This is a genomic window from Thermogemmatispora argillosa, from assembly GCF_059696725.1.
This window is the reverse complement of record NZ_AP019377.1, coordinates 3,804,831-3,823,732: the sequence shown is the minus strand read 5'-3', so window position 1 is coordinate 3,823,732 and position 18,902 is coordinate 3,804,831. Positions and strand designations below refer to the sequence as shown.

At 59.6% G+C, this 18,902-nt stretch carries 13 protein-coding genes and 2 tRNA genes; 11 read left to right on the top strand and 4 right to left on the bottom strand.

Annotated elements, in window-relative coordinates; translation table 11 throughout:
* Positions 1–444: 444 nt before the first annotated feature.
* The 5 genes from gnd to leuS all read left to right on the top strand — a co-directional run bounded on the left by gnd (position 445) and on the right by leuS (position 6,895).
* Positions 445–1,464, top strand: coding sequence for a phosphogluconate dehydrogenase (NAD(+)-dependent, decarboxylating) (gene gnd / locus AC6H1L_RS14875; protein WP_497598272.1), 1,020 nt, complete (start codon positions 445–447; stop codon positions 1,462–1,464).
* Between the two features lie 525 nt (positions 1,465–1,989).
* Positions 1,990–3,390 carry a polysaccharide deacetylase family protein gene (locus AC6H1L_RS14870; RefSeq protein WP_497598271.1) on the top strand — a complete coding sequence of 467 codons (1,401 nt, stop codon included), beginning with the start codon at positions 1,990–1,992 and terminating at the stop codon, positions 3,388–3,390.
* A gap of 111 nt (positions 3,391–3,501) precedes the next feature.
* A tRNA-Ala gene (locus tag AC6H1L_RS14865) sits at positions 3,502–3,574 on the top strand.
* Between the two features lie 344 nt (positions 3,575–3,918).
* Positions 3,919–3,991: transfer RNA gene (locus AC6H1L_RS14860), tRNA-Ala, on the top strand.
* Between the two features lie 429 nt (positions 3,992–4,420).
* Entirely contained in the window at positions 4,421–6,895 is a 2,475-nt protein-coding gene (gene leuS / locus AC6H1L_RS14855; RefSeq protein WP_497598270.1) for a leucine--tRNA ligase, read from the top strand.
* A gap of 103 nt (positions 6,896–6,998) precedes the next feature.
* Here leuS and AC6H1L_RS14850 read toward each other — a convergent pair whose 3' ends face one another.
* The gene (locus tag AC6H1L_RS14850) at positions 6,999–7,184 is read right to left on the bottom strand and encodes a hypothetical protein (RefSeq protein WP_497598269.1); all 186 of its coding nucleotides are present in this window, start codon (positions 7,182–7,184) and stop codon (positions 6,999–7,001) included.
* 354 nt (positions 7,185–7,538) lie between these two features.
* Between AC6H1L_RS14850 and speD the strand changes: the two genes are divergently transcribed.
* Positions 7,539–7,901 carry an adenosylmethionine decarboxylase gene (speD, locus tag AC6H1L_RS14845; protein ID WP_069804310.1) on the top strand — a complete coding sequence of 121 codons (363 nt, stop codon included), beginning with the start codon at positions 7,539–7,541 and terminating at the stop codon, positions 7,899–7,901.
* Positions 7,902–8,142: 241 nt separating this feature from the next.
* Here the strand turns inward: speD and speE are convergent, their stop codons facing one another.
* Positions 8,143–9,075: a polyamine aminopropyltransferase gene (gene speE, locus AC6H1L_RS14840; RefSeq protein WP_497598268.1), complete on the bottom strand. Its 933-nt coding sequence runs from the start codon at positions 9,073–9,075 to the stop codon at positions 8,143–8,145.
* A gap of 695 nt (positions 9,076–9,770) precedes the next feature.
* Between speE and AC6H1L_RS14835 the strand changes: the two genes are divergently transcribed.
* From AC6H1L_RS14835 to AC6H1L_RS14825, 3 genes are all read left to right on the top strand, one after another.
* On the top strand, positions 9,771–10,007 hold the full coding sequence (locus AC6H1L_RS14835; protein ID WP_497598267.1) for a hypothetical protein: 237 nt from the start codon (positions 9,771–9,773) through the stop codon (positions 10,005–10,007).
* 375 nt (positions 10,008–10,382) lie between these two features.
* The gene (locus AC6H1L_RS14830) at positions 10,383–11,588 is read left to right on the top strand and encodes an ArsA family ATPase (protein ID WP_497598266.1); all 1,206 of its coding nucleotides are present in this window, start codon (positions 10,383–10,385) and stop codon (positions 11,586–11,588) included.
* A 254-nt stretch (positions 11,589–11,842) separates the two neighbouring features.
* Positions 11,843–12,733, top strand: coding sequence for an NAD-dependent epimerase/dehydratase family protein (locus AC6H1L_RS14825; protein ID WP_497598265.1), 891 nt, complete (start codon positions 11,843–11,845; stop codon positions 12,731–12,733).
* 266 nt (positions 12,734–12,999) lie between these two features.
* On the opposite strand, the gene AC6H1L_RS14820 is transcribed toward AC6H1L_RS14825, so the two are convergent.
* Positions 13,000–13,686, bottom strand: a complete 687-nt coding sequence (locus tag AC6H1L_RS14820) for a hypothetical protein (protein WP_497598264.1) — start codon at positions 13,684–13,686, stop codon at positions 13,000–13,002.
* Between the two features lie 301 nt (positions 13,687–13,987).
* Here AC6H1L_RS14820 and recG point away from each other — a divergent pair, with 301 nt between their 5' ends.
* Complete coding sequence (recG, locus tag AC6H1L_RS14815) at positions 13,988–16,735, top strand: ATP-dependent DNA helicase RecG (protein ID WP_497598263.1); 2,748 nt, start codon at positions 13,988–13,990, stop codon at positions 16,733–16,735.
* A gap of 299 nt (positions 16,736–17,034) precedes the next feature.
* Complete coding sequence (locus tag AC6H1L_RS14810; protein ID WP_497598262.1) at positions 17,035–17,415, top strand: hypothetical protein; 381 nt, start codon at positions 17,035–17,037, stop codon at positions 17,413–17,415.
* Positions 17,416–17,557: 142 nt separating this feature from the next.
* On the opposite strand, the gene AC6H1L_RS14805 is transcribed toward AC6H1L_RS14810, so the two are convergent.
* Positions 17,558–18,820 (bottom strand): sensor histidine kinase, encoded by a 1,263-nt coding sequence (locus AC6H1L_RS14805; RefSeq protein ID WP_497598261.1) that lies wholly within the window; start codon positions 18,818–18,820, stop codon positions 17,558–17,560.
* Positions 18,821–18,902: the final 82 nt, after the last annotated feature.

Here is an 18,902-nt window from a genome sequence, read left to right as displayed (position 1 = left end):
ATGCTCTTGTCCCAGTCCCAAGAGGAGACGGCAGGCAGCCTTACCTGATCCTCACACCTGCCACGGGACAAGCAAGCCACCCAGCCAGTGGAGCGTGTCCACCCCCCCTGTAGCCCTGACCAGCTTTGACAGGCTGACTGATCAACAAGCAGACGGGGTATAGCTCGCTCTGTTCCCGCCCCGTTCCGCGCGCTATCGCTTTGCTTGCCTTGCTCCCTGCGCCAGCTCAGGCGACCGCGAGCCTCCCTCTTTTCATTTCCCCGCGCCTGTATGGTACACTTAGCGATGGACAGGCAGCGCTGCGCTGCTCCCTCCTTGGCATAGTACCTGGCTGCCCGCCGTTAGAGCAGAGAGAGCATGCGCCGCGCCCGTCTCGCCTTCTGCATCCCGGAGCATAACTACTTCTTCGCTAGCTAGAGAAGAGAAGACAGAAAGGATCGCTACATGGAACTTGGTCTTATCGGACTTGGACGCATGGGGGCCAACATGGCTCTACGGCTCCAACGTGCCGGCCATAGATGTATCGGCTACGCGCGCCATGCTGAGACAGTTGAGAAGCGTCTGAAAGAGGGGGCTATCTCGGCTGGGGCGACTTCTCTGGCCGAACTCGTCGGGCAGTTGCAAACGCCCCGCATCGTCTGGCTCATGATTCCCGCCGCTTCCGTCGATGCTACTTTGGAACAGCTTATTCCGCTGCTCTCCCCTGACGATGTCGTCGTCGACGGCGGCAACTCTTTCTATCAGGATGACATTCGCCGCGCCGCCTTGCTCAAGGAACATGGCATCCACTACCTGGACGTCGGTACAAGCGGCGGCGTCTGGGGCCTCGAACGCGGCTACTGCCTGATGATCGGCGGCGAGAGCGAGATCGTTCGGCGACTCGAACCGCTCTTTGAGGCCCTCGCGCCCGGCGTGCAGGCCGCTCCACGTACTCCTGGACGCGAGCAGGTCGGCGGAACCGCCGAGCATGGCTATCTGCACTGTGGCCCCCACGGCGCCGGCCACTTCGTTAAGATGGTCCACAATGGCATTGAGTACGGCATCATGGCCGCCTACGCTGAGGGCTTCAATATCTTGCGCCACGCTAATATCGGCAAGCATCCCGAGGAGATCGATGCCGAAACAACTCCTCTGCGCAATCCTGAGTATTATCAGTATGATTTCAATCTGGCCGATATCGCGGAACTCTGGCGCCGCGGCAGCGTCATCGCTTCCTGGTTGCTTGACTTGACCGCCCACGCTCTGCTCAAAGACCCCGACTTGAGTCAGTTCGCTGGGCGCGTCTCCGACTCCGGTGAGGGACGCTGGACGATTAAGGCCGCCATCGATGAGGCCGTACCCGCTGGCGTGCTCAGTACCGCCCTCTATGAGCGCTTTGCCTCCCGCGGCGAGGCGGACTTCGCCGATAAGCTCCTCTCGGCCATGCGCTTCGAGTTCGGCGGCCATCAGGAGAAGCAGGGCTAGCCCCGGCTGGCTGCGCCTCCTCCTTAGAGACCTGACAGATTCCCTGCGCGTAGCCGCTCTGCTTGCCTCCCTGGCAAGCACGTTGCACGCCGGGTCGCTATGCCCCCAAAGGCAAAGGGCTTAACGGCGCCCCACCGACGCGCGCCGGCATTCGCCTACACTTATCGGTCGGGCTGGCCCGCCGTTGCGGGGCCAGCCTTTTGACTTTCTTCCCTCTCCCGAACTACTCACAAGAGATCAGCTTTTCTTCTCTCCCTGCATCTCTCCCACGATTGTCAACCGCTCTCTTCACTTCATTATCGCTCAGATCGCTTCATTCAGAGTTCGCTCTAGCTGCCGTTCTTAAATAGGTATTTTTACCTAGATTCTGGTATAATGAAGGGGCGGTCATGTACAGCTATAGGCAGGAACACACAACAGAGCAGACTGCACAGGTTGTCAGCCATGAGATACATCTCCAATCATCAGTCGCATGGGTACGCCTTTCACAGAGAGCCACACTCAACGGCTCCCGGAGAGCAAGCAGTGCCTACAGCCAGCCAGCCCCCCTATGCCCCACGCCGCGGTCGCCTGGCCCGGCCGAGGACCAGACAATGGCTGCTGGCCGCCCTTCTCTGTCTGCTCCTGGCGGCTAGTGCCGTGCTCGCCTGGGGACTCTACGCCCTGCTGACTGGCAGCAACATAGGGGCAGAGCCGACCTCACACAGCACTGTCACCTTTATAGCCGAGCATCCGCAGGAGGCCGCCAATGAGCAGCAGGTCGTTGTGCTGGCACAGCGCTATCTGGGCGCTTTTCTGCACCATGACTACACCACCATGTGGTCGCTGCTGGTGCCTGCCCGTCGTGCCCTCTGGCCTAATGAGCAAGCTTTCGCTCACTTCTGGCAGGAGCGCTTTGCCCATTACAACTTGCAGGGCTTCAGTCTGGGACTCCCCAGCCGGCTCAGTCGCTGGGTCGACCCCGAAACGATGACGAGCTACAGCGATGTCCTGACTGTGCCGGTCTCGCTGCAACTCACCCCTGACGCTACGTTGAGCAAGGAAGCCAATCTACCGCCCGAGGACCGCGCTCCAGAGAGTGTCTATCGCAATTTGCCCTTTATCGTCCAGGCCAGTCCTGGCCAGGGCACCGCGCAGCTACACTGGTACGTGCTCGCCGGCGGACCGGCTGATCCCGAGGCCCCGATCTTGCCCCCGCCACAGCCAGCGGCTCACAGCGTCGCGGTCCCGATCCTGATGTACCACCATGTGTCACCAGCTCCTACCCATAACCTGCTTGATTTCAGCCTGACCGTCACGCCGCGCAACTTTGCCGCCCAACTCGACTACCTCAAAAGTCATGGCTACCACACTATCACCTTTAATCAGCTCTTTAATGCTCTCTATTTCGACGCTCCACTACCGCCGCATCCTATCATTCTCACCTTTGACGACGGCTATGAGGATGTCTATCGCTACGCCGTGCCCCTGCTGCAGGCTCACGGCTTCAGCGGTATGTTCTACATCATCACCGGCGCGGTGGGCGCCACGGGCTATATGAGCTGGGGAGAGATTCGCGACCTGCTCGCCCAGGGCATGCAGGTCGGCTCACATACCGTGCATCACACAAGCCTGGGCTGGATCATTATCGGTGACCCTCAGCTCACCCAGCAGGAGCTGCAGCTTTCTAAGAGCACTCTTCAGCAGCATCTCGGTATCACTATTCAGCAGTTCTGCTACCCGAGCGGTGAGCCGTTCCGCCACGGTACCGCTCTTGAACAGGCGCGTGTCACCGTTATGCTGGCCAGCGATGGCTACGTCGGCGCCACGACCGACCCCGGCCCTACTGGCTGGCTCCAGCAAAGTACGCGGCCTTTCGCCCTGCTGCGCATCCGCGTCGATGGGCGCGAAAGCCTGGCGGACTTTATCGCGAGCTTGCCTTCGTAGCTCTCCTCTCCTTCAGCGAAGGGGGTGAATTTGAAAGATCCTCGCAATCAGGGTCTTTACAATTCACCCCCAGATGTGGTATCATTCTAGCTGCCAACACGAAGGCACTGCGGGGATGTAGCTCAGCCGGTAGAGCGCGACAATCGCACTGTCGAGGTCAGGGGTTCGAGTCCCCTCATCTCCACCCGCTGCTCACTCCAGGCAGTAAGGATGAAAGGGGTTACCCCCCTTGCAAATCACAAAGCTTTGTGCTATAGTAAAGGGCAGCGGAAAGAGAACAGACCTGGCGATGAGCAGGAGTAGTAGGTCGCTCACCCGTCCAGAGAGTAGCCGGTCGGTGCAAGGCTATACGGGAACACGACCGAACTCGCCTGTGAGCAACAGGTGCGAACGCCTCGGGAGTCAGTAGCACCTGTCGGTATGCCCGTTAAAGCAGTGAATGAGTGCCAGTCACCTGGCACTGCGGAGTAGAGGCTGTCTGCTCTACGGCTTCTACGAGCCGATGCTTCAAAGCGTCTGTTAAGTCATGGGCCTGTAGCACAGTTGGTAGCGCGCCTCTATGGCATGGAGGAGGTCAGGGGTTCGAGTCCCCTCAGGTCCACTTCTCCTCAACTCCGCAGTAAGCTGCCAAGGGTGATTGGAAACAGGGTGGTACCACGGAAAAACCTTTCGTCCCGAGCGGATGAAAGGTTTTTTTATTGCTACGCTCGCTCCCTAGACATCGCTCATTCCCTGGCCTGTCGCCTTCCGTCCCGTGTCTATGCTGTAAACCCTGCCTCTCGGCTGCCACATCGCTCGCTCCTTCTGAGCCAACGCAGCACAGCAGATGCAGGGCACTTGACCACAACAAGCGATAGAGTGCACACAGACCAGGTGAAGCAGCAGTACAGTACTCATCGCTATCGCGCGAGCGCCACGGGCTGGCTTCGCAGACGTCTATACGATGCCAGCCCGCTTTGCCTCTGCTTTCCTGCTGTTGGCCGCAGTGCCTGATCAGGTCCGACCGATTATCAGGGGAGGGACACCTGCAATGATCACGCGCACAAAATATGATCCAAAGGTAATTGAACCAAAATGGCAGACTCGCTGGGAGGAGGAGCAGATCTATCACGCGCCGGATGATTCGCCGAAGCCGAAGTTCTATCACCTGGTGATGTTCCCCTACCCCTCCGGCGATCTGCATATGGGCCACTGGTATAACTATTCGCCGTTCGATGCCTATGGCCGCTTCATGCGCCGCCTGGGCTACAATGTCATGCAGCCTATCGGCTTCGATGCCTTCGGCCTGCCCGCCGAAAACGCTGCTATCAAGCGCGGAGTCCAGGCTCGCGATTGGACCATGGCCAATATCGAACGTATGCGCAAGCAGCTGCGCATGATGGGCGCTCAATGGGACTGGCAGCGTGAGGTTGTGACTTGCCAGCCCGAGTACTATAAGTGGACTCAGTGGCTCTTCCTGCAGTTCTATAAGCATGGCCTGGCCTATCGCACACGCGCCCCTGCCAACTGGTGCCCCGGTTGCAATACCACTCTGGCCAATGAGCAGGTGCTGCCTAATGGCACATGCGAACGCTGCGGCAGTACAGTCATCCGTAAGGAGATTGAGCAATGGCTGCTGCGCATCACAAAGTACGCTGAGGAGCTGCTGCGCTTCGATGGCATCGAATGGCCTGAGAAGACCATTACGATGCAGCGCAACTGGATCGGGCGCAGCGAGGGCGCGGAGATCCGCTTTTTCGCTGAGGTTGACGGCGAGCGCGTCGAGATTCCTGTCTTTACTACGCGCCCCGATACTATCTACGGCGTGACTTTCTTTGTGCTGGCTCCCGAACACCCGCTGGTCGAGCGCCTGACAACTCCCGAACAGCGCGCCGCGGTTGAGGCCTATGTTGAGCGCACCCGCCGCATGACCGAGATCGAGCGCATGAATACTGAGAAGGAGAAAACGGGTGTGTTCACTGGCGGCTACGTGACCAATCCCGTCAGCGGCGACCGCGTGCCAGTCTGGATCGCCGATTATGTGCTGCTGAGCTATGGTTCAGGCGCGGTGATGGGCGTGCCCGCCCATGATCAGCGCGATTTTGAGTTTGCTCGCAAGTTCGGTCTGCCGATCCGTCAGGTCATCCTGCCTCCAGGTGAGGAGGAGAGCGATCCCGCAACATGGAATGAGGCGAAGACTGCCTACGGGACGATGATTAATTCTGGCCCCTTTACGGGCACGCCCGCTGATCAGGCGATCCGCCGCGTGATCAGCTACCTGGAGGAGCAGGGCATCGGTCAGGCCAAGGTCACTTATCGCTTGCGCGATTGGTTGATCAGCCGTCAGCGCTATTGGGGCGCGCCAATCCCCATCATCTATTGTCCCAAGGATGGTACTGTCCCCGTTCCAGAGGATCAGCTGCCGGTCTATCTGCCCGAGCATGTCCAGTTCAAGCCCACGGGGGAGTCTCCTCTGCGCTACGAACCAGAGTTCTTGAATACGACTTGCCCCAAGTGCGGCGGCCCGGCTACGCGCGAGGTCGATACTATGGACACCTTCATTTGTTCGTCCTGGTACTTCCTGCGCTACGCCGATCCGCATAACGATAAACAGGCCTGGAGCGAAGAGGCTATTCGCCGCTGGCTGCCGGTCGATCAGTATGTGGGTGGGGCCGAGCATGCTACGATGCACCTGCTGTATGCACGCTTCTTCGTCAAGGCCCTGCGCGATATGGGCTATCTGCACTTCGATGAGCCGTTCTTGCGCCTGTACCATCAGGGCATGGTGCTGGGCGCCGATGGCCAGAAGATGTCGAAGTCGCGCGGCAACGTCGAGGCCCCCGACCAGTATGTCGAGAAGTACGGCGCCGATACGGTGCGCTGCTATATGATGTTCATCGGCCCCTTCGATCAGGGCGGCAGCTTCAAAGCGGAGAATCTGGAAGGCGTCTGGCGCTTCCTGAACCGCTTCTGGAACCTGGTGACGGAGAGCTGGATCAGCGGCCCGGTCAGCGAGGAGGAGAACGAGGCCACTCGCGCTATCGAGCGCCTGCGCCATAAGACGATTAAGCGCGTCACCGAGGATCTGCACCATTTCCGCTTCAATACGGCTCTGGCTGCGTTGATGGAGATGAACAATGCCCTGATGAAGCAGCAGCATGAGCCGGTCGCCCGCACCGCTACCTACCGTCGGGCCTTGGAGACCATGATGCACCTGCTGGCTCCAATGGCTCCCCACATTACCGAGGAGCTGTGGGAGATGACCGGTCACCAGGGCAGCATCCATTTGACCGACTGGCCTCAGTACGATGAGGCGCTGACACGCGATGAGACCTTCACTCTGGTGGTGCAGGTCAATGGCCGTGTGCGCGAGCGCCTGGAGGTGCCGGTCGAGACCCCCGAGGAGGAGATTCGTCGCCTGGTGCTGAATAATCCGCGCGTGGCGGCCTATATCGGCGATGCCGCCGTGGAGAAGTTCATCTACGTGCCGGGCCGCATTGCCAACGTGGTCACGCGCCGGGCTTAAGCCGACGGGCTAAGGCCTCACTCGCGGTGGTGAGCAATTGAGCGGTGTCGCCTCTCGCTCTCGCCTCGCCTTGGCCTCCGACAGGCTGGCCTGGCTGCCGCGGTCAGGCTACCAGATCGGGCCGGTCCGGTGGTTCGGCGTTCATGTGTCCAAGAAAGACGCAGAGGCCCAGCCAGCAAAGCAAGTAGCAGGGCTGGAGGCTGGTGCCTTGATCTTCTTTCACAGCGGCAATGACAAGCACCGGGCAACCAATCAGCCTATGGCCGTGATGCCTGCAGCTTTGCAACATCACGGCCCCCTTTTTGGGTTGGCCTCTTTTTGTTTTTTTGCTCCTCACTTTTTCCCGCCACTTTGCCGCAGAATTTGCCAGGTTGCTGAGTCCCTCAACGCGCACGAGAGGCCCTTAGAGGCAGTAAGCGCCCGCCAGCGAGAGCCGAAAGCCCAGCCATTGTCATGGGGGAAGAAATATGCTAAACTAGTATGGCCGCTGTGACAAAACGCCCTGGAGCCATCTGGGCTGATATATCTGCTTTCACCAACGCACCTCAACAATATCGCTTTGGCGATACATAGAGTTTGGTTGCACCGACCAGGGCTAATTAAAGTGGTACATTAATTCAGGAAAGGAAGCGTTTCTGAATCGATGGCACCCCCTCCGGTTGGAAAGCACATCTTGTCGGAACTGTACTCGTGCGACAAGAACCTGATGGCTCAGCTGGATAGCGAGAAGCTGCGTGCAGCCGTCTCTAGGATGACGAAAGAGCACAATCTCACGCAACTGGGAGCTTTCTGTCATCAGTTCGATGGGGGCGGTATCACCTGCCTGATCGCCCTGGCTGAGTCTCATATTGCTATCCATACCTGGCCAGAATTGGGCTACGCGACGCTGGAGGTCTACATCTGCAATTATCAGCGGGATAACTCCGACGCCGCTGAACGCATCCACGCCGCGCTTGTCTCGTTCTTCGAGCCAGGGAAAGTCGAAACTCGCCGGCTCGCCCGCTAATTCCGCCCTCCACTTATCCACCAAACCTGTCCGCCTGCCCGCTATCCACCTGCCTGTCCGCAGGGACGGGTCGTCGCGATGGTGCGAGAGAGGAAGGAAGGGAGGAGGAAGGAAAGGGTAAGAGAGGAGGGAGGGGAGGAGAGCATCCCTGTGGGTGGGGTCGGCTCTTCGGCGCAGAAAACGCTCACGGCCATGCCCCGCGCCGAAGCCGAGCGGGGCATGGCTCAGGTGGGCGTTTTTTCTATTCAACTACAAGGACACGGTCGTCCCGGATAATCATGCCTACGTTCGGGTCCTCAATGGCATCCCGCACGTACTTTGGCAGGGCAAACATGTGCTGGTGCGACTCAACATCATAAAACTTGAGATTGGTGCATCCTCTCTCTTGTAAGGTCGCTGTGATGACCTCGGGCGTCAAGCGCGCGGCAATGTCTTCGTCGCTGGCCACCGCAAAGCCCCAGGGCAGGCCAAAGAAAGTGACCATCGTCTGATAGGAAAACACCGATTTGAAGCACTGCTTCAGGGTCTTGATGATCGAGGCATGAGCTTCACATACTCCGATGTCTGTCGCTTCGGCCTGCATGCCAAAGGTCCCGCCTGGGTTGAGCCGGGACTTGGCAAGGTTGAAGAATTCAGCGGTGAAGAGCAGGGCCGCCGGCCCGCCCTCCAGCGGATCGGTGGCATCAACAATGACGCTGTCAAAGGTCTCGCTGGTCTTCTCTAGATAGCCGCGCGCATCAGCATGTACCAGCTCAACGCGTGGATCGTCAAAGGCTCCCTGGTGCCAGTCCTTCAGGTGCTCTTTGGCCAGGGCCACAAGCGTGTCGTCAATGTCTACCATGACAACTCGCTCAACTGTGTTGTGCCTCAGCACTTCACGTAGCGTGGCCCCCTCTCCTCCTCCAACAATAAAGACTTTCTTGGGCTGCCGGTGCGCAATCAGGACTGGATGGATGAGCGCTTCGTGATAGATGTGTTCGTCAAGGGCCGACGACTGCGGAATGCCATCGAGAAAGAGCGCTCTCCCAAAGCCAAAGGTGTCCAGTATCAGGATCTCTTGATACGGCGACTTGGTGGCGACAACGGTCTTGTGCACGCGGTACATGTTGGCTCGCGTGCCTCCGCGGAAATCTATGAGCCAGTTTTGTGCCTGCATCTGCTTCATCAAATGCATAATTCACCCCTCAACTTCCTATGATATTGTGAGATAAGAGTATAAGAGGAGAGGATCGGATAAAAGAAGTGAAGTGCGGCTTAAAGCCACTCCTCGCTCCTGAGCTGTTCCAGTCCCGGCAACTATTATAGCATATTCACTCCTCTCTGCCTCTGCTATTCTGCCTTCTCAGGCCGTCGTTTACTCGCCTGCTTGTCTGTTACCTGCTACAGTTTGGCCGATTGCCTGGCCGGCCGGCCGGCTTGAGGCCCGGAGGCGAGTGCTCCTATCCCTCGCTTCTTTCCCAGGTCCATCGCCTCCCGAGATGGAACCTGCGCGGGGCCTCAATCGTAATAAGAGCGAGAATTGCTAGAGGCTGCGCGGTGCGCCGCTTGGGCGCTCCCAGGCCAATGGGCAGAGAGCCGCGCCTGCTATTTCCGCTTTCCCTGGTCACTGAGGAAATGCCAAAGTGAGCGATGGAAAGCGTTACTATAAAATGAGAGGACTTGTGCAGATGCTCAGGTCACACCTTATTTGAAGCTTGACCGCTTGCTGCTCTTCTCTCTCCGTAATTGACGGGTAACAGCGGTCTCCGCACCTGCACAAGGGTGGGTAAAGTGGGATAGGGGCTCGGCTGTGCACGAATGTCGTTTGTCTAAGTGTAAGTGAGTGAGCGAGTGAGCGAGCGAGCGATTGAACGTGAGGACAGAGAGAGCATGATGAATCCCAGGATCGACGAGGAACGGCAACCTGAAACACCCTATGGCACGACGATCAGTCATGTGGCGGATGAGGACGAGGCGCTGATCCGCCAGGGCTTTACTGAGGATGAGGTTACTTCTCTGCTCTGGCTGCGCCAGTGGTATCAGAGCGGCGGCAGCGATCGGATGGAGATTGTGCGCCGTCTGGAGTTCATTAAGATGCTGTTCCTCCGCGGCAAAATTGAGCTGTAACGTATGTATTTCGTCCACCTGCTCCCCGGTTGGTTATCCCGATCTTCTCTCTCGGCCTGTCCTCTAGAGAGCGATAGGCGCTACGATAGAGAAGGGCAACCGCGCCAGAGAGCAGGCACGTGACGATAGACGCTTTCTGCCCGGCGGGTTGGCTGCCAGCTCGTTTTTGCACGGCAGCCTGCTCGCCGTCTTGCTTTCTCCCTCTTATCTCCTTCTAACCTGGCCCCGCTACCAACGTAGTAATGGCTGAAAGCAGCAAAAGACAGTCTGACCAGGGGCCGCCCTATAGAATAGATACCTCGCGCCTCCAGACTGGGCTTTTGAAAGCATATAATAAGGACAGCACATACGACGAGGGAACAGAAGGTTTCTCCTATGCGAATGATTCTCTATCTCGGCAAGGGTGGCGTGGGGAAAACGACGGTGGCCGCCGCTACAGCGGTGCGCTCGGCCCAGCTTGGCAAACGTACCTTGGTGGTGAGTACTGATCTGGCCCATAGTCTCGCCGATTGCTTGAGGCAGCCTCTGACTTCAGAGCCGAGCGAAGTGGCTCCCCAGCTGTGGGCCCAAGAGGTGAATGTGCTTGATGAGATGCGGCGTAGCTGGGGGAAACTGCAGAGCACGCTGAGCAGCCTCCTGCGGGCCCAGGGGCTGAATAGTATTATGGCTGAGGAGCTGGCGCTGATCCCTGGTATGGATGAGATCGTCAGTCTGCTCAATATCTATCGCAATGCCCGCGACGGCGCTTTCGAGGTCGTCGTGATTGATGCCGCACCAACCGGCGAGACAGTGCGTTTGCTGAGCATGCCCGATACTTTCCAGTGGTATGCCGGGCGTATCGCTGGCCTGCAGGCGAGCACGCTGAATCTGGCACGCCCCCTGATTAAGGCCTTCCTCCCTTCAGCAGAGGTGCTGGACGCCGTTCAGTTACTGAGCGAGCGCGTCCAGGCTCTCCGCAACGTGCTTAGCGACCCCTCCGTTAGTTCTTATCGTCCGGTTGTGAACCCGGAGCGCATGGTGATTAAGGAGGCGCTCCGCGCCGAAACCTATCTCGCTCTCTTCGGCTATCCTATCGACGGCGTGGTCTGCAATCGTGTCTTGCCCCCCGGCTCCTATCAGGATCAATTTATGCAGCAGATGTATCAGAATCAAGAGAGACTGCGCCGCCATATCCAGCAGACTTTTGCGCCTTTGCCGGTCTGGGAGGCTCCCTACTACGCTCAGGAGCCGTTGGGGATCGAGCGCTTGGCCGAGCTGGCACAGGCCATCTTTGGCGAGCAGGACCCGACGCAGGTCTTTTATCGTGGGCCTGTCCAGGAGGTCATTGAGCAAGATGGCCATTATGTTTTGCGCCTCCCTCTGCCGCATGTCGAGCTGGAAAAGGTGCTCATGACGAAAAAAGGAGATGAGATGATTATTGAGATTGGAAATTTCAAGCGCGATATTCCTCTGCCTGCCGTGCTGGCTAGCCAGGAGGCAACGGTAGCGCGCTTTGTCGATAAGGCCCTGGAAATTCATTTTGCGCCACCCTCCAGCCAGTCAGCATCTCAATCCGTATCAGAGCATGAGAAATCAGCCTGAAGGGTGGCCTTACCATCTCGGGCTTGCATAGGCCAACCTGGCCAGGCTGGCAGCCCTCTGCTTTGGCCGCTTTATGCGCCCGCTCGTCCTCCGATAGCGGGCTGTCTCCCATCCTGCTCTACCGCCGATGCCATACCGGTATCAAGATCGGCCTACTTACTGACTGACTGGCGTTATCAGTCAGTGATCTAGCCAGTAGAAAAGCGGCTGGCAGCCAGGCCCAAGCAAGGCTAGCGGAGAAAGGTGAAAGGACAATGCATGTCTTTGTTGCCGGTGCAACAGGCGTCCTGGGGCGCGCACTTGTCCCCCGCCTGCTTGAGCAAGGGCATACGGTGCGCGCGCTTGTGCGCTCTCCCGAACGGGGACAAATGATCCGAGCCGCTGGCGTTGAGCTGGTCAGTGGCGATCTGCTGACTGAGACAACGGCGCAGCAGCTTCCCTCGCTGGTCCGCGGCTGTGATGCAGTGGTGCATATTGCTACGGCGATTCCTCGTAACCCGACCGATGCTTCAGCCTGGGAGCCTACCACCCGGCTGCGCACCGAGGGTACACGGCTGCTATTGGAGGCCGCGCAAGCCGCCGGGGCTCGCTATTATGTTCAGCAGAGCATTGCTATTGCTTATCCTGATGGCGGTGAGCGCTGGCTCGATGAGACGACTCCCTTGGACCGCTCGCCGCAACGCTCTACGATCTGTGGACCTGTGATCACAATGGAGGAGATGGTACAGGCTGTCAATCCCGCTGAACTGGGATGGTGTATTCTGCGCGGCGGCAGCTTCGTCGGACGCGGCACGGCTCAGGATACTTTGGTGGCTCGCTTGCGCGAAGGGCGCCTGGTGGTGATCTGCGATGGAAGCAATTTTATTTCGCCGATCCATGTGGCCGATATGGCGACGGCTATCATTGCCGCTTTGCAGCCGGCTGCCGTGGGACGGATCTTTAATATCGTGGCCACGCCGGTCCGCTATGGGGAGTATGTGGACCATATCGCCGCCCTGCTGCAGGTCCCTCCTCCTCCTCGCGATCCGTCGATGCCCTGCCCTCCCTCGTTCCGCTGCAGCAATGCGGCTGCTCGCCGCTTGCTAGGCTGGCAGCCAACACACGATATCTATGAGGACGTGGTAGCCGCTCAGAACCAGCCGTGAGAGGCTCCGCTCTGAGGGTCTCCGCCGTAGAGAGGGCCAGGTCAGCGACCAGCCAGAAAGGGGTAGGGGACCCTCTTGGTCAGTGGCGCCCGCTTGCTGTCCGAGCACCATTGACCAGAACGGGGGAGCAGCTTGACTGGCTGATTGATTAGCATGCTCGCCGCTGGGTTACGTCAGCCTGTTTGCTGCGTCAGGCCCCGGGCCTCTGAGGCGGGAAGCCAGGGCATAGGATAGCTTGCCCGCCTCAGCCCGGTTCTGGCTGTGAATCAACCGTCACTTTGCGAGGCTTCGCGGTTCGGCCCGCTGTTCTCAGGGCGCTCTTCTCCCCGGCTGGCAGCCGTCTCCGCTGGAAGAGTGACCGCACCTTCGTTAGCGGGTGAGACGGCTCTGCCCTCGGGGACGGTCAGGCGCAGCGCCGCCATTGCCGCGGTCTCCGTGGCCCGGGGGGCCAGCGCGTTACGCGCTCCATATTTGCGCAGGATCGAGGCCGCTTCGGCCTGGCGCTCTAGCGTCCTGACCATGATGATGGTGCGCCCTGGCAGGGCCTCGGCTTCCGTGTAACGCGGCCCCGGACCGATCAAAGTGGGACCGATGACCGTTCCAAGAAAGCCCCCTCCCAGAGCCCCCAAAACTAGCCCCTCAAGAAGGGCGAGAAGCGGCCCTCCACCGATCTCAACGCCGACCCGGGGGAGAATCAGCGACGCCAGGAGGCTGAAAAGTCCTCCTCCTAGCGCGCCTATGATCCCCCCTAACAAGGGCAGATTATATCTGGCTCTCGCTCGCTCTAGTAGCCGCTCCGTTGGACCAGCCTCCTGCGGCTTGAGCGGCTCGCGCGAGAGCCTGGTAATTTGCTCATCCTTGAAGCCAGCAGCCTTCAGCTCACCAATGGCCTGCTCCGCCTGGCTCCGCTCTTCGAAAATACCCACCACAGCAGCAGATCCGATCAGTGCCATCTCTCTTTCTTTCCCTCCAGCAGCTTCTTGCAGGCTCACAGCTTCTATATTATGCCCAATCCGTCCCCAGGATCAACAGGTACTATTTATGCAACACCTTTAGTAGATAGGCTCACCAGGGTCAGAGGCACGGTTTTATTTTACTCGATACAGGATGCATACCATATGCCGTGTACGCCGCCAGAGCCGGGCCGCCAGCAGTCCTATTGGAGCGGCGCGCAGGCCCTTGACACTGGGGGGCAGCGACGACTATAGTAGGTGAGCAGCAGTACTCTTAAGAAACAGGCAGCAGCGTCAACGTATGACAACAGGGACAAACACCGCTCTCAAGTCGTATATCGAGCGTGCCCGCAAAGTGCTTCAGCACGAACAACGCACCAACCATCGCGACCAGGCAGTCAAACCGGGCGGGTTGGAAGTCTTTGTGAAGCACTGGCTAGATGAGATCAAGCCTGTCTGCCATGCGTTAGGACGCGATCTGCGCCCCTTCTATCGTCTGGCCTCCTATCTAGAGGGCTATCGCCAGCAGGACCCCATGCAGCGCGCCGCCAATTTGCGGGCGGCCCTGGCTCTCCTGAACGAGTTGGATCGCGAGCATACCAGCGTTTCCAGCCAGCCGCCGCCGCCAGAGCCTGGAGCGCGCTGGCACACCAACGAGCCGGGGTCAGGCGGGCAACTCGTGAGACCGGCCCCCGGGCCGACGCCCCTGCGCGATCAGCCTCGGGCAGGAGGGAACACGTCCCCGCTCCGTCCTGCGCGTAGCGAGCCTGGCCGCGGCAGCAGGGAGCGCCAGGAAGCCGAGTTGGATCGCCTCGCTCTCGACGGTCGTAGCTCGCCTGGACACGCCGCGCTGACCCTGCTGACAGCCGATGTTTCGGCTATTCACGGTGTAGGCCCGACAGTCGCCGCCCGCCTGCGCAGTCTGGGCATCCACACGGTCGGCGACCTGCTCTTTTATTTCCCGCGCGAGCATCGCGACTACAGCAAGCTGCTCAGCATCGCGGAACTGCCTTTCGATGAGGTGGTCACCACGCGCGGCCTGATCTGGGAGGTCAAGACGAGCCGCACAAGCAGCGGGCGTACACGCACAGTGGCCACATTAAGCGACAGCACCGGTCGCCTCAGCGCTGTCTGGTTCAATCAGCCTTACTTGCAAAAGCAGCTCTCCGAGGCACGCGGCGAGTGGCTGGTTGTCACCGGGGTAAAGCAGCGCTTTGGCAACAAGGTCACTTTCACTGTGCGCAGCCACGAGCTGCCCGAGAAAGGTGAGTTACTCAATACGGGCATTCTTGTTCCCGTTTACCCGCTCACCGAGGGTTTGCCGGCTCGTACGATGCGCCGCCTGACGCGCTGGGTCGTCGATCGCTACGCGGCTCTCATTCCTGACCACCTGCCCCCCACGATTCGCCAGGCCGCGGGCCTCTTGCCCCTGTCAGAGGCGATTGCCCAGATGCATTACCCTGCTAATGAGGAGATGCTTGCAGCAGCCCGGCGCCGTCTGGCCTTTGATGAACTCTTCTTGATCCAGCTTGGCATGCAGGAGCGCCGCACACGCTGGCAGCGCGAGCTACCCAGCGGCCAGGCTTTCAAAGTCGATCTGGCGCGCATCTTCGTCGAACCGACCCCCGCCGAACGCGAGGCGGTGCAGGCTGCTGCTACTGCTGGAAAGCACGAAGCTGATGCCCAGGGAGCGCAAGGCGCCCAGGCTATGGCCGGTACAACACTCTGGACCTCTCTGGCAGATCAGCGTCCTTTCGAGGCAACCCTTCCTTTCCGCTTCACGGCGGCTCAGCGCCGCGTGCTCTGCGAGATCCTCGGCGATCTCAGCCGCAGCCGACCGATGTGCCGCTTGCTGCAAGGCGATGTCGGCTCCGGCAAAACCGCAGTCGCCGCCGCAGCTCTCTTTGTGGCTGCCCTCAATGGCTATCAGGGCGCAATTATGGCTCCGACTGAGATCCTGGCGGAGCAGCATGCCCGCAGCATCGGCGCTATGCTGGCTCCTTTCGGCATCCGCACCGTTTTATTGACCGGTGGCCTGCGTCCCAAGGAGCGCGCCCTTGGCCGCGCGGCCATCGAGAGCGGCGAGGCTGCAGTCGTCATCGGCACCCATGCCCTGATCCAGGAAGATGTGACGTTCCAGCGCCTGGGCCTGGTCATTATCGATGAACAGCATCGCTTTGGTGTGGAGCAACGCGAGGCCCTGCGCCAGAAGGGTTACCATCCCCATATGTTGGTGATGACGGCAACCCCCATTCCGCGCACGCTGGCCCTGACGCTCTATGGGGACCTGGATCTGTCGGTGATCGATCAGCTCCCGCCGGGCCGCCAGAAGGTGATTACGCGCTGGCGGACCGGTGCCCGCCGTGAGGAGGCCTATCGCCTGGTGGAACAGCAGGTAGCCGAGGGCCGGCAAGCCTTTATTATCTGCCCCCTGGTTGATGAGTCGGAGAGCCTGAGCGCCAGAGCGGTCACTGCCGAATATGAACGCCTGAGCCGAGAGGTCTTCCCTCACCGACGGCTGGGCCTGCTGCACGGCGGTATGAAGCCCGCTGAAAAGGATGCGGTGATGCGACGCTTCCGCGATCACGAACTGGATATTCTGGTCGCCACTTCGGTGGTAGAGGTGGGCATCGATGTGCCCAATGCGACCGTTATGGTGATCGAAGATGCCGACCGCTTCGGCCTCTCGCAGCTCCATCAGTTCCGTGGCCGCGTCGGACGCGGCGCCCACCAATCCTACTGCTACGTCTTGAGCGCCGATGCAGGCCCCCAGGCTCGTGAGCGCCTGGCAATCTTCCAAGAAACTGATGATGGCTTCAAGCTGGCTGAGCACGATTTGCGCCTGCGCGGTCCCGGCGACTTTATCGGAGTGCGCCAGAGCGGTATGCCGGAGCTGCGTATCGCTGATTTCAACGATACGCGCCTGATCGAGGAGGCACGAACCCTGGCCATACGTCTCTGGGAGAGCGATCCTTACTTGCAGCGACCAGAGCATGCGCCGCTGCGCGAACATCTCAGCCGCTTCTGGCAGGCCTTTATTCCACACTAAGGCTCCGGTTCCGACGCCTGGCAATGCTCCAGCAGGGCGTTTGCCTTCCCCGCTCCGTTAAATGCTATGATTCTAGTTGTGGCGAGGAGCAAGCCGCCATCTGCCCCTCCTAACTGAACTGAACCGGAAGTACCGGTATCGGTACGGCTCTCCCCGCCACACTATAGTGAGTGTGCTCTCTCGCGGCCCAGATCTGGCAGACAAGCAGGCAGGCTAACCTAGCCGGCCAAGCGCTGCTGTTCGAGCCCAGGTCAAAGGGAGATCACATCTGCTACTTTCGCCGTTTGCAGGAGAATTGCATGGCTATTAAGATCGCTTCCTTTGTTCTGCGTATTGCTGGCTTGCTAGCTTTGATCCTCGGGGTGCTCTTTTGGACAGGCAACGCCGCCCAGTTGATCCCGCTACATATGCTGCTGGGCTTTCTGGTGGTGCTATCACTGTGGGTGATTGGCATCGGGCAAGCACTGGTGAGTGGGGGTAGCCCGGTGATCGCCGTGCTGGCCGTCGTTATCGGTTTGCTCTTGCCCATCATAGGATTGATGCAGAATTCCTGGCTGCTGAATTCTTCACATTGGATTATCCAGGTCGTGCATCTCCTCATCGCTGTGCTGGCCATCGGCCTCGGCGAGATGGGAGCCGCGCGCTACCGCCGGGCCAGCGCCGGCGTCTCTGCCAGCTAGCCGCCTCCCCCTTCGGCTGCGCTGCAGCTCAGCGAACAGGAGCAGGCGTCTCGCCTCCATTCATTCCTCCGCTACAGACACCTGCGCGGCGCGTCTGGCTCCTGTTCCGGAGGGCCTGCAGCGCGCCGCTCTCTTCCTTTCTCTATCTCCCCAACCCCTCGGCGACAGAGGACGAGCTACCACCGATGGGCAAGACCACTACAAAGACCGTGCCTTCGCCAGGAGCGGATTCGCACCAGATGCGCCCGCCATGCCGCTCCACAATATCTTTACAGATGGCCAGGCCCAGGCCCCAGCCGTCCTTTGGTGACGCCTGGGCTTCGGGTGTCCGGTAAAAAGCTTGAAAGATCTGCTCTCGCTGATCAGCGGGGATGCCTCGCCCATGATCTCGGACGCGGATTTCAATCTGACTATCCTGGCAGGCCAGGCTGACTTCAACCGGGGTTTCTTCCGGTGAGTACTTGATGGCATTGCTGAGGAGGTTGGTCAGCACCTGGTGGAGCCGGTCGGCGTCAGCCTTGATGATCAGGCTCTCCGCGGGCGCCGCCAGGGTAATGGTGCGCCCCGTGACAAGGCGCTGATCCTCAACAGCCTCGCGACAGATCTCAACCAGGTCGCAGGGGCGAGGTCGCAGTTTGAGCTTGCCAGCCTGGATGCTGCTCAGAGCCAGCATGTCATCAATGAGGGCGCTGAGACGATAGGTCTGCTCGTCGATCTTCTGCAATGCCAGACGTACGCTGTCTAGCTCGGGCGGTAGCTCAGCCACACGTGTGAGACGCCGCAGGGCGATCTGCGCCTGACCGCGAATGGTGGTGATTGGCGTTTTCAGCTCGTGTGAGGCTACAGAGATAAAGTGATCTTTGAGCTGATCAACACGCTTGAGTTCCTCGTTGAGTTGCTCCAGATCGTGGGCGCGGGCCTGGGCCTCTAGCTCGGCCAGTAAGGCGCGACGCCGCGCCGCTTCGCGCTGGCCCGCGATGATGGCAATCCCCACCTCGATCAGAAAGAAGGGCATAATCTCGGCCAGCTTGTCGATGTTGTCCGCCGCCCATTGAACACGCGGCAGCACGGTAAATGCTCCCTGGGGAGGAACATAAATATAGATGAGTGCTAGTGTACAGAGCAAGGCAGCGCAAAGGGCCGGCCCTACTCCCCATAGCAAGGCCACAAGGAGTACTGGCAGGACCAGCGGCATGTCAGGCACATAGATATGAAGCGAAAAGAAGTGCTCCAGGTAGACTATCCCTAGCCCAAAGGCAACGATAGGGATACAGAGGAGATAACCAATCGGGGCGCGTCGCCACCAGGGGACGCGCGTGGCATATAACCTGCGCACCTCCGCGCTCTGGCGTAGACGCATGAGGATCAATGGCTTGCGGCCTTCTTTGACGCGTGTGGCTTGCATGACCGTCGGTCTCTCCTGCCCAGGTTCATTGTCGTTCATTGTGCAGTATAGCATTCCCCGACAGTCCAGGCAAAGCAGATAC

Bases quoted from the DNA above. Each gene is read 5' to 3' on its own strand.
- AC6H1L_RS14805 (WP_497598261.1), bottom strand. From the start codon at position 18,820: ATGCAAGCCACACGCGTCAAAGAAGGCCGCAAGCCATTGATCCTCATG.
- AC6H1L_RS14835 (WP_497598267.1), top strand. From the start codon at position 9,771: ATGATGAATCCCAGGATCGACGAGGAACGGCAACCTGAAACACCCTAT.
- AC6H1L_RS14820 (WP_497598264.1), bottom strand. From the start codon at position 13,686: ATGGCACTGATCGGATCTGCTGCTGTGGTGGGTATTTTCGAAGAGCGG.
- speD (WP_069804310.1), top strand. From the start codon at position 7,539: ATGGCACCCCCTCCGGTTGGAAAGCACATCTTGTCGGAACTGTACTCG.
- speE (WP_497598268.1), bottom strand. From the start codon at position 9,075: ATGCATTTGATGAAGCAGATGCAGGCACAAAACTGGCTCATAGATTTC.
- recG (WP_497598263.1), top strand. From the start codon at position 13,988: ATGACAACAGGGACAAACACCGCTCTCAAGTCGTATATCGAGCGTGCC.
- leuS (WP_497598270.1), top strand. From the start codon at position 4,421: ATGATCACGCGCACAAAATATGATCCAAAGGTAATTGAACCAAAATGG.
- gnd (WP_497598272.1), top strand. From the start codon at position 445: ATGGAACTTGGTCTTATCGGACTTGGACGCATGGGGGCCAACATGGCT.
- AC6H1L_RS14810 (WP_497598262.1), top strand. From the start codon at position 17,035: ATGGCTATTAAGATCGCTTCCTTTGTTCTGCGTATTGCTGGCTTGCTA.
- AC6H1L_RS14825 (WP_497598265.1), top strand. From the start codon at position 11,843: ATGCATGTCTTTGTTGCCGGTGCAACAGGCGTCCTGGGGCGCGCACTT.
- AC6H1L_RS14850 (WP_497598269.1), bottom strand. From the start codon at position 7,184: ATGTTGCAAAGCTGCAGGCATCACGGCCATAGGCTGATTGGTTGCCCG.
- AC6H1L_RS14830 (WP_497598266.1), top strand. From the start codon at position 10,383: ATGCGAATGATTCTCTATCTCGGCAAGGGTGGCGTGGGGAAAACGACG.